We start from the raw sequence: 11,605 nt of genomic DNA, 5'->3' as shown, positions 1-11,605 counted from the left end.
CACTGTCACGCTTCCCCTTTGACGCGTCAAGATCAGACTGCTCGTGCTTGTTTTTCCTTCGCTTATCTCTACGCCGGACGTACTACCGGCAGTATAGTCTGCTAAAGAAGCTGATACCGTATAGCTTCCCGCTGCAAGACCACCTATTAAGGCCACACCACTCGTACCTGTCGTTCCGGTTGCCACGGTGGTCGTACCCGACAAAACTGCTACCGTAGCTCCGCTCAAAGCTGTACCGTTGTCATCTGTAACTACGGCACGGATATTGCCACCACTCGCAGGCAGCAGGATGGTGGCGTCATTTGTGCTGCCAGCTGTTATCGAAACCGCTTCACTTGTCATGGAATTACCCATGTATGTAACCGTAAAGGTATACGTTCCCGGAGGTAAATTCGTAAAGGTCGCGATTCCATTTGCATTTGTTGTCATCGATAAGCTCAAGGCCGAGCTTCCAGCATAGGCGGTTTTTACTCCTAATAGGACATCAACTAAATTTTTAGGTGCATAGGCTACTGTGGGACTGCTGCTTTCTGTTGCGACAACAGTAGCGCTGCTAATGCCTACAGAATGGACATCCAGCACGGTTACCTTTACGCTTCCGCCAACTACGTCCAAGCTTACGTTTGCGGGAACAGTTATGTCTTTGACTACCATTATGGCGTCGCTTGTTTCACTATAGCTGCCATACGTCACGTAGACTGTATAGCTTCCCACTGCCAGGCCGCTGATCGTTGCGGTACCGCTGTCATCGGTAACAACAGCGCTTCCCACTGCAGCGTTGTTCTGATAGGCCTGCACGATTGCGCCAGCAATAGCCGTATTGTTATTGCTATTCGTGACGGTAGTCTTAATACTGCCTCGATAGGCAACAAACTTTGTCCAGGTTTCAGTCTTAATATCATTCTCCCGTTCCACCAGTTGCAAAAGTTTATCGCTCAAGTCATAGGGTCCATCTTTTTTAGCTTTACCTTTATTAAGTGGCATGGTGTCCGCCAGTTGGTACGTAACAATTGCATAAGGATCATGATTTAAGTTAGAATAACGATACCCCAGTTCCAGGTTAAAACGGGGGGAAACTTGCATTGTCGTGCGTAGCTGATAACCAAGTTCATCATCCTTATGCTGATTATCGTAGTAATAGCCTTTAAGAAACGCTTTTAACCACGGGGCATGAGAAAAAGACGTGCCCAGTTCAAGATCCACGCCGTCAACAGCCCGGATATAGGAATAGAGAATTCCGTTGGTTTGGTAATTGACGTTTGCCAATTTATCACCTGTTACCGGATGATAGACGTTAAAGCGATATTCGCTCAACTTATTAAAATATTCGCCGCCTAACCCAATACGAGCCAGATTGTACTTAAAGCCGTAGTCATAGAAAAGGTTCATTCCCAGCAGGCTTTGCCTGTCCGGAGCAAGATTACGCCAGCCTGCTCCAAAATTGAACGTCGAAGCGTCTTCACTACGGGCGTAACGGCCCTGCCAGAACCAGTGGTCGCCGGGATTGTTATTCCGCTCGCCAAAGGGCTGGATTGTTTCCAGGGAATAGGTTTGCTTAAAATCTTTACTAATATAAAAATTTAAAGCTGTTGTTTTCAGCCATTCCGGCCCCGCGGACTTACCCTCCTGCAAATAGTAGGACAGCAATTGGTTGCCAAACTGAAACACTTTATCTTGATCGGTAGTCTTATTTTTGCTAGCGGCCTCTACTGTTGTTGTCGCCAGGGCCGTTTGCGGAGTCTGAGACTTATCCAGTTCCAGTACGATTGTACCATCCTGTGATGCAGCCTGTTCTTGGGTAACTGCAGTTTTCTCTGCTGGATTGGCAGCCTGTGCCGCAGGCAGTACCAAATTAGTTAACACCAGCAGCCAAACAAGGCTGTTAGCCAATTTTTTTTGTACCTGTCGTACCAAGATCATGTAGAAACGCCTCCTAAGATGTCTAGCCGAATCCACTTATAAATCGTAATATATTTAGGCAAAAGACCCATTCGCCTTTATCATAATTTAGCATACCTGCCATTAAATGTTAATTATCCAAGTAGATAGAAATTTTTATCCATTTGGATAATGACTCAGCAATTACGCGGCTTTGCACTATTTCCTTTTTTTCATTGGTATTTCCTGTATCCTTGAGTTGTCAGCAATTACCGGGTATACTGGTGTTAAAATATACCTGTTTTTAGGAGAAACCATGAAGTTTTTTACCAATAAAAAACCAGTGCTCTTTCTCACACTGGTTTTACTCCCTTTGCTTTTTGTCTATCTGTTATCCGTCATTCCCTTATCGTCCGTAAAAGTCCCCAAAATCCGTCAGGGCATTTTGGATCTAAGCGATTGGGATTTTGAGCAAGATGGCGTTGTCCCGTTGGACGGCGAATGGGAATTTTACTGGAATCAGCTGCTCACCTACCAGGACTTTCTTAGCGATACCAATCTCCGGAAAAGTTACGTCACTGTGCCCAGCATGTGGAATTATTATACCATTGACGGGTTCAACCCGCCTGGCTACGGCTATGGCACCTATCGCTTAAAAATAAAAACAGCCGCTGCCGATCCGCAAAAAGCGATAAAGATGACCACCATCTTCACCGCCTACAAAATCATGGTCAATAACGCCGTTGTGGCGGAAAACGGCATTGTCGGCACTGACGCCCAATCGTATTCCCCTGAATTCAAGCCACAAATAGCAGTATTTAAAACAGACGCTGCCGAGTTTGAGGTCATTGTCCAGGTAGCCAACTTTACTTACGCCCGCGGCGGCTTATGCTACTCCATCTATTTTGGAACCGCTCCGCAGATCGCCGCCTGGCACGAAAAAAAACGGCAAATCGATGTTTTCCTGTTAGGTGCCATTTCTATCACGATCCTGTACCATGCCGCTTTTTATTTAATGCGCAGGCGCTACAACAACCTCGCTGAATTATATTTTATCCTGATTATGCTGATATTTGCCGGCATTATCGCTTTTGAAGACGAATGTATTATCCTGAGTATCTTTCCCACCTTGCGCTTTGATTGGATTATATTTTTCGAATATGCAACCCGTTACTGGGGTGCGGCGGCTTTTGCACTCTTCATGCACGAATTGTACCCAGCGGAATGTTCCCGGCGGGTTCGCAACCTCCTTGTGGCCATAGCCGCCTTTTGCACCCTGGTTTCTCTGGTAACCTCCGTCGGTTTTTATACGAACTTTGCTGTACTGCTTGAACTTCTTCTCGGCGCTGTCGCCTTATACTATACCTATGTAGCTTGGTTGGCGGTCACCAGAAAGCGAACCGGCGCCGCCTTGCTGTTTGGTACCATTGTATTTGCCATCGGCGCCTTTATCTTTGACACCACATATCTTTGGAACATCCACAACAAAAAACATATAGCCGTCTTTCCCCTCATCAGCTTTATCCTCATTTTCGTCCAGTCCTTCATTCTATCCCAGCGATTTTCTGCTTCCTTCGCCAAAATCGAAGCACTGTCCAAAAAGCTCTTATCGCTTGACAAAATAAAGGATGCCTTTTTGGCCAATACTTCCCACGAACTGAGGACACCGCTCCACGGCATGATTTCGGTAACGCAATCGGTACTGGAAGACGCCGCCGACACTTTACCGCAAAAATGCCAGGAAAATCTTTCGCTGGTAGTATCCAGTGGCCAACGACTGGCCAATCTCATTAATGACATATTGGATTACGAAAAATTAAAGCAGGGAGATATCTCCCTGCACAAAGAGGCCATCGATATCCGTCAAGTCATTCCGGCGACATTAGAAGTAAGCAAATATCTGGTTTTTTCTAAACCAATCACGCTAACCAGCAACCTCCACAGTGACCTTCCCCTTATCGAGGCTGATGAGAATCGCTTAATCCAGATCATCTATAATCTGCTCGGCAACGCCATCAAGTTTACTGAGCAGGGCACAATCACCATCTCCGCCGTTCAAAACAAAACCATGGTAGAAATCAGTGTAACCGATACCGGGATCGGCATCCCCCCGGATAAAATTCCTGATATCTTTAAATCTTTTGAACAGCTTGAAACAATTTCCGGGGGACAATATAGCGGTACCGGGTTGGGTCTAAGCATCACAAAATACTTGGTAGAGATTCACGGCGGCAGCATCTGGGCAACTTCCGAGCTGGGCCAAGGCTCTACCCTGACTTTCAGCATGCCGGTAAGTCATGCTCAGCCAAAAGCCGGTCAACCCTTACCCATTCTGTCAGGTAAAACAGGTACCCAGCCACCCCGCCCGCGGTTAGAAACCCCTGTATTCTTTCCCCAAGATGGCGAATTCACCATCTTATTTGTCGATGATGATTTTGCCAACTTACAGTTTCTCCTCAACATTGCGGCGGCCGAGCATTATTCTGCCCTGGCCGTTGCCAGTGGTAAAGAAGCGTTAGCAGTACTGGCTCAAAACAAAACCATTGATCTTGTTATTCTCGATATCATGCTGCCCGTTATGTCCGGCTACGAGGTATGCCGCAAGCTGCGGGAAGATTATTCGCTGTTTGAATTGCCTGTGCTGATGATGACGGCACAGCACTCTGCCGACAGCATGCTGACTGGATTTGCGGCAGGGGCCAATGATTTTTTGAGCAAGCCGTTAAACCCCAGCGAATTAAAAGCCCGCATGAAAACCCTCCTCCAGTTGAAAAAATCAGTCAGTCAGGCCATCCAGGCCGAAATGGCCTTTTTACAGGCCCAAATCAAACCCCATTTTCTTTATAACGCCCTCAATACCATCATGTCGTTCTGCTGGACGGACGCCGAAAAAGCCGGCCAGCTGCTGCTTGCTTTGAGCGACTACTTGCGCGGCAGCTTTAATTTTGGCAATGTGAACCAGTTCAGTACCTTGGAAAAGGAATTGGAATTTGTCGATTCGTACCTGGCCATCGAAAAATCGCGGTTTGAAGAAAAACTTAGTTGCCAGTACCATATCACCGTCCTGCCGGGCAGCGTAAGAATTCCCACTCTGGTAATCCAGCCGCTGGTGGAAAACGCGATAAAGCACGGCATACTACCAAAAAAAGGCGGTGGCAACGTCGTCATCTCCGCTACCCGGCAGCACTCCGCAGTTGTCATCACCATCCAAGATGACGGCGTCGGCATTCCGCAAGACAAGCTCGACAGCCTGCTAGCCGGTCCAACAGGCAAAAGCGTAGGCCTTACCAATATAAACCGCCGGCTGAAGCGCCTTTACGGCCACGGTTTGGAAATTGTCAGCAAAATCAATAGCGGAACTATTGTGAGCATTACCATTCCTGACGAAAGGAGGGAACCATAATATGCTAAGAGCGGTACTCGTAGATGACGAACGGCCTGCTTTGAAAGCGCTGGAGCATTTGCTCAGCCAATATCCCAACGTTGAAATTGCCGGATCATTCACCGATATAGAAAAAGCCTTGAAGCTAATCAAGAACGGCAATATTCATCTCTTGTTTTTAGATATCGACATGCCTAAACAAAACGGCATCGAAATTGCAAAAAAAATACACCGCCAAAACAGCAATATTGAAATTGTTTTTGTTACGGCCTACCAGCAATTTGCCCTCGATGCCTTTGAAGTTAAGGCCATTGACTATGTTATGAAACCAGTATCCAAAAAAAGACTGGACAGCACCATTGAGCGGCTGGCGCGAAACAGCCAGGCTATAAATTGCTTGGCTGTCGGCCAGAGCCAAACCGATTTTCTCAACCAATTGCTTGCCAAAACAAACATTGATCCGGAAGCTGCCTTCCTGCAAGCCGCCGAACTAGGGATCAATTTTGCCAAACCTTTCTCCATGTACTTTCTGCTGCCGGCTGGAGGAAACAAACAAGCCCGAACCTCCTTCATTAGTAAACTAATTTCTGAGCCCGGTTTTATGGCTTGGGAAACACCCCACGGAATTGGCATTTTAGACTATACCATTACCACTCCCAACAATACTAAAGAGCTCGAACTGGCAAATGCAAAAAACATCAAAGCAATCGCCGCCGGCTATTTCCCCGAAACAAAAGTCATACTTGGCATCGCAGAGTATAACCCCAACCTGGAATCCTTTGCCGACCGCTATGTACAAGCCCGCAACACTGCAGTTATCGCCGCCCGCATGGTTGCCCACTCAGCGGTTTATCACTTCCTCGACAGCTGCTTCCTGCCTGTTTTGGACCAATACATTAATAATCATAACTGCGATGCGCTGATTGACCGCACCATCGGCAAAATTCTTGAATACGACCGGCTAAACTCCACCGACCTGTTTCCCACTATGGAGCAAATTTTTTTCAACAACAGCTTGCAGGAAGTGGCAAATACCCTATTTGTGCATTATAAAACTATCACTTTCCGCAAACAGAGCATTGAAAAAGTGCTGGGAATCTCCCTGAACTCGTTTTCCGGCCGCACCATGCTGGGCGTCGCCCTAACCATTTACTACCTGAAAAACATCCCCGCCCTCAGCTGCGACTAATCGCCAACTGCTTATACTCCTTCCTATAGCCGTGTGTTTTGTGGGAAAGAATAATACCTATGACTCACTACCGGTGATACTATAGCACCCACTATTTTGGGTTCCCTAAACATACAAAAGCTTCTACCAAATACAGAAATATTGGCAGAAGCTCTACTTTTTTCGCAGTTACCAGAGATACGGTTCTCCGTATCTGGTCAAACGGTGCAGAAAGACAATGAAGTTCGCCCTCATTGTCCTCAAAATTTTAGACTATATATTCTGCACCATATTATCTGTGCACAATGGTGAAAAAACGTTCTAAGTAAGCCTGAGACTTTTATTCTTGTTTATCAATCATTCCAATAATGTTCTAACATAAATCCTCTGGTTTTCTGTAACCTTTGTAGTGCGAACCGATTAACATTTACAATATCTTTGAAACTTCTGGCTCGTACATATACCCCATTTTTTTCAAGAAATTCAATCCGATGTTCAGCAGTGTTTAATAACATCTCATTTGCTGCAATAGTATCTTTAAAAGTATTCCGAGAACACAGCGCTACCTGTTTTTTCAGTATCTGTAGATAGTGTTTAAACGCCAGTGTCTCGTTACAGGCTGTTGATGATGGTAATATGCCTAAAAAAAATCAAAGATATATATGGATTATCGGGTAAAAACGCTGCTGTACAGCAATGTGGCGAAATTATGGTTTATACCCCTCCGAAGGGGATATCGAAACAAATTTTAAAAGCGGTAATTAAGCTGCAAAAAAGGTCCGCTCAGGCTTATTTTTGCATACTCATCATTGGAGCCTGATTTTGCGGCTAAATAACGGTATCCGGCTACGAAACCGGCTTTTTCCGAGATTTTTCTTTTAACGCCGACTTCAGATGCATAGGAATACTTGTTGCTGCCGGTAACTGACGCAGCTATTTCACCATAATATGATGTTGGGGTTGTAGTACCTATTTCATAACGTGCGCCAACAATGGGGGCAAAGGACTTGAATGTTTTCTCGGCATTTTTTCCGGGGGCTTCCATTTTTGTTTTAATTTTTGAATTGCTGATACCAAATAGCCAGGAAAAATTACGCTCGCTTTTAGCATTATATGTAGGCAGCCACTTAACAGCAATATAGGTAAATTCGGTTGTCGCTTTTACACGATCGGCAGGATTGTAAGAGATACCGTCAAAAGAATAACCGGCAGCCGGATTATTTGCGCCGTCAAAAGAAAAATTGTCATAATTGAACTGAAACTTGCCTTCTTCGCCAAAAATGAGGTCAACTGACATCAAGTTTTTATTTTCAATACCCAAATTATCTTTAAAATCTAATGCTGTCCCTTTTTGGACCTTTCCATCCAGCGAAGGAAACCAGGTACGCACGGACAAGCCGTAATCGGCTGCATAGGCAGCCTGGGGAGGGATCAGGCATAAACCAATTACTAACAATAACGCAGCATTTAAAGATTTCATCTACACCACTCCTAAACTATACTTTTTAACAATATTTGTTTTCGCGCGCCATGAGCAACACTGGCTGCAGCGATGGTCAGCCCGTATTTTTACAGCAGACCACAGTCCGAAGTTACCTTCAACAATGACTTACCGTATTTTTACTTTCCGGGCGGCGGTCGTAATAAACGGCTTTTCAAAAGCGTGGATATGAATCAACTGACCGTCGCGCAGGCACTCAATTCTTCCCAGTGTTCTTTCTTCCCAGGCCCAGGTTTGAATAATTCTGTACATCCTATCACGCCCGCCCTTTTATGCGAGCTTGCTGGAAGGCCTAGGAAGCCGCTGCTCCCCGTTGATAACCCTTCGTTCAATACGTCACAAGTTTATAACCCCCTCTCTTTGCCATATATTCCTATTGGCTGTGGCTCAGCCAATAGGAATATATGGCATGAATGTGTCAAGCTGTTTTCCAAAAAAATTCCATTATGTCAAATCAAAATATTTTAGTACGATAATTGTACTTTCGGTACCAAGGAAAGAAAAAAATACATCAATTCGAGAAGAATTTTATTGGGCCTGATTCCGTTTAGGCTTCATTCAAACTATTCTTCTTCATAATGCCCCTAAATAATTAGTCTGCAATTTTATGCATAGAATCAGTGAAGATATAGAATTGTTTACGAAAAAAACTCTGATCCATCAATTCTTTCACAGTAGCATCAAAAATTAGATCCTCCCTATCGGATCATTATTAGGGAGCGCAGCTTATGACTTACGAATTCGCCCGTCTTCAAGCTCAATAATACGATCGGCCATATTTAGAATCCGATAGTCGTGCGTAACCAGAAGTATAGCAGCGCCTTGTTCGCGGGCAAGCCGTTGAAGTATATTAACAGCATCTTGTCCATTTACTTTATCTAATGATGCGGTTGGTTCATCAGCGAGTATCAGCTTAGGGTTTGCAACAAGTGCCCTGGCGATGGATACACGTTGTTTTTGACCACCGGATAATTTTGCGGGTTTATAATGAATACGATCTCCAAGCCCAACTGCAGACAAACTCTCCGTTCCCAGGCACCGTCTTCTTTCCTCGTTGCAGTCTTGGCGCAACTCAAGTGACATGCATACATTTTCAAGGGCGGATAGACTTTCAAGCAGGTTGTGATTTTGAAAAATATATCCTATGTTTAGGCGAGTTTGGTTGTAAATTTCTTCCCCGGCACCAACCAATTCCTGGCCCAAAACTTGAACTGAGCCTGCATCTGCTGCACGGAGAGCACCGATAATAGTAAGCAAAGTGGTCTTTCCCGAGCCGGAAGGGCCTGTCAGTATAACAATTCCCCCCTTCTTGATCTGCAGGTTCACGTCTGTAAGCACCTGGGTTTTCAGTTCGCCGCTGCCAAAACTGAAGTTCAAATCCTGCACTTTAATTATCGTATCCATCAAAACATATCCGCCGGATTAGCTGAACGCATTTTTTGCATAGCAATTGCCCCCGCAAATACGCACATCGTGAGGATCATAAGAAACACGTTTATCACCTTGGTCAGCGGCATCGGCATGGGAATAAACGTAAACGATTCAGCGAGATTATAGAGCCCCAGAGAAATCAGGAATCCGGGGATGAATCCAAGGATCGCCAGAATTAAGGACGAACTGAAAACAACCAGCAGCAGATAACGATTTGAATAGCCCATTGCCTTTAAGGTGGCAAACTCCTTTAAGTGATTGGTAATATCCGTAAAAAGAATTTGGTATACGATTACCAGCCCAACGACTAACCCCATGATCGTACCAAAGCCGAAAATAAATCCCAGCGGTGCACTACTCTGCCAATATTGATATTCGTAATCAATAAATTCCTTGTCCGTAAAGACATGAACATTATCACTAAGAAGGAGACGCAGGTCTTGCTGTAATTGACCAATATTAGCATTTGCTTTTACCCGGATAACGCCGACATCAATCTGAGACGGCTGTCTGCTGGGAAAAATCCGAAAAAAGTTCTGGTCACTTGTAATCAAATTGCCATCAGCCGCGAACGATGTTCCGATACGCACCGTACCGATTACCTCCATCTTGCGGTCGTTGATTTCTGTCACCACCGGACCTTGCTGCAACAATACAGCAATATCACCAAACTCCGGCCGGGACGACTCATCAAACACAGCTGTATCCCGCCTTGTTAGCGCGGCTCGGAATTGCTCAATATCTGCGAGGTTTAGGACAGTCTCCGTTGGTTCACTACCCCATACCATAAGGGTGCGATTTATCTTGGTTTCCGGATTCTTAAACTGAGCCTCGCCAATATAAACAGGAACAACTGAATCAACATAGGGGCTGGCTAATACTCGTTGAAGTTCGGTTCGGGGAAAAGGGACTGTCGCCGACAATGCTTGACTCTGTTTATGGACTAAAAACAGTTCACCTTGAAAACGTTTGGCGGTTATTGTTGAACTTTCGTTCAGCGAATCCATAAATCCTAGTTGCATAAACACCAACACGCAGGCAAACATTACTCCAAGAGTGGCAGCTGCAAGCTTGGCCCGCCCGTGAGTTAATTGTCGCCAAGCTAGGTGCGTCGCAAAATAAAACTGTCTACTTAGCGTCATATCAGCCTCACATCAACTTGCATGTATATCAAATGACGAAGTGCCTCTATAGCTACAGAATCTAGCGTAATACGAACTTCCACAACTCTATTATCTCTGTCAGCCAGCGGGTCAGTGTTATTTATGTCGTTCTTTCGGATCAGAAATCCGATGTCTCGTACATCGCCAATAAATGGTTCCCGCAATCCTGCGACCTTGACTTCGGCTTTTTGACCAATCTTTACGCGTGTTATGTCTCTCTCATAGACTTCGGCTACAACATCGAGTTGCGTCAAATCCGCCATTTCAACAACACCAGAACTCCCAACACGCTCTCCCGGCCTAGACTTTACAGCGAGTATCGTACCGTCCATCGGACTTAAAAGCTTGCCTTGTGATAGTTCTTTTTGCGAAAAATTCAAATCGGCACTGGCAGAGGCCAGCTCGGCCCTAAGAGCAGCTACTGTAGCCTGGGATTGGCGCAAATTACGCTCAGCTTCATCAAAACAAGACTGTGAAATTGCGCCTGCTTTCCAAAGTTCATTCATTCTTTTGTACTCACTTATAAGATACGATTCTGTAGATTGTTCTGCTTGAATTTTGGCGGCAGTCTGGTGGACTTTGGCCATCGCGGCTGCATATTTGGCTTGTCGCTGATCAAAATCACTAAATACCGCAATGACATCTCCCTTGCGTACAGCCTGCCCCTCTTTCACCAGAATTTCTTTTACCCGGGCACCATCACCATCGTAGGAAACAACAACAACGCGGGAGCGTGGCTCCACCCGTCCAAGAGCACCAATTCCAGATAGTCGCCTGGCTTGATCTAAAACTTCTTCTGATGCGTCTCGACGGACCGGAATCTTTGTTTTTTCTTGCCCGCTCAACATCCACATCCAATAAGCTGCTATTGTCAGAACGAGTAGGGCTATTGCTGCCCAAGCGACTTTTTTGTCATATTTCATCGGTCGACTCCTCAATTGTTCTTTCCAAATCCTTTTCTCGCCTATTGCCAAATCCAATTTTTCAACAGCGGTAAGCTATGCCGAAAGTTGAAGGCTTGATAAAAGCCAAAATTCATTGGAATTTTGTTATCTTCAAATTCATCATACAGGGTCATCATG

8 protein-coding genes are annotated in these 11,605 nt (G+C 45.3%); 2 read left to right on the top strand and 6 right to left on the bottom strand.

Going from position 1 to position 11,605, the window contains the following annotated elements:
• On the bottom strand, positions 1-1,920 hold a 1,920-nt coding region (locus VN379_RS00745), incomplete at its 3' end, for a carboxypeptidase regulatory-like domain-containing protein (RefSeq protein WP_325529793.1).
• Positions 1,921-2,194: 274 nt separating this feature from the next.
• On the opposite strand from VN379_RS00745, the gene VN379_RS00740 reads away from it, so the two are divergent.
• Positions 2,195-5,281, top strand: coding sequence for an ATP-binding protein (locus tag VN379_RS00740; RefSeq protein ID WP_325529791.1), 3,087 nt, complete (start codon positions 2,195-2,197; stop codon positions 5,279-5,281).
• 1 nt (position 5,282) lies between these two features.
• Complete coding sequence (locus VN379_RS00735) at positions 5,283-6,449, top strand: response regulator (protein ID WP_325529789.1); 1,167 nt, start codon at positions 5,283-5,285, stop codon at positions 6,447-6,449.
• 727 nt (positions 6,450-7,176) lie between these two features.
• Here the strand turns inward: VN379_RS00735 and VN379_RS00730 are convergent.
• The 5 genes from VN379_RS00730 to VN379_RS00710 form a co-directional block, all read right to left on the bottom strand.
• Positions 7,177-7,908 carry a hypothetical protein gene (locus VN379_RS00730; protein ID WP_325529787.1) on the bottom strand — a complete coding sequence of 244 codons (732 nt, stop codon included), beginning with the start codon at positions 7,906-7,908 and terminating at the stop codon, positions 7,177-7,179.
• Positions 7,909-8,037: 129 nt separating this feature from the next.
• Positions 8,038-8,181, bottom strand: coding sequence for a hypothetical protein (locus tag VN379_RS00725; protein ID WP_325529786.1), 144 nt, complete (start codon positions 8,179-8,181; stop codon positions 8,038-8,040).
• Positions 8,182-8,655: 474 nt separating this feature from the next.
• The gene (locus VN379_RS00720; protein WP_325529795.1) at positions 8,656-9,333 is read right to left on the bottom strand and encodes an ATP-binding cassette domain-containing protein; all 678 of its coding nucleotides are present in this window, start codon (positions 9,331-9,333) and stop codon (positions 8,656-8,658) included.
• Positions 9,333-10,502 (bottom strand): ABC transporter permease DevC, encoded by a 1,170-nt coding sequence (gene devC, locus VN379_RS00715; RefSeq protein WP_325529784.1) that lies wholly within the window; start codon positions 10,500-10,502, stop codon positions 9,333-9,335. Before devC ends, VN379_RS00720 begins: the two co-directional genes overlap by 1 nt.
• Positions 10,499-11,446 (bottom strand): efflux RND transporter periplasmic adaptor subunit, encoded by a 948-nt coding sequence (locus VN379_RS00710; RefSeq protein ID WP_325529782.1) that lies wholly within the window; start codon positions 11,444-11,446, stop codon positions 10,499-10,501. The genes devC and VN379_RS00710 overlap by 4 nt, the downstream gene beginning before the upstream one ends.
• Between the last annotated feature and the right edge of the window lie 159 nt (positions 11,447-11,605).

Origin of the sequence: Sporomusa sp., from assembly GCF_035561255.1 — a bacterium.
Taxonomy (GTDB): domain Bacteria; phylum Bacillota; class Negativicutes; order Sporomusales; family Sporomusaceae; genus Sporomusa.
The sequence above is the reverse complement of the archived record's forward strand: the minus strand, read 5'-3'. Positions and strand labels throughout refer to the sequence as shown.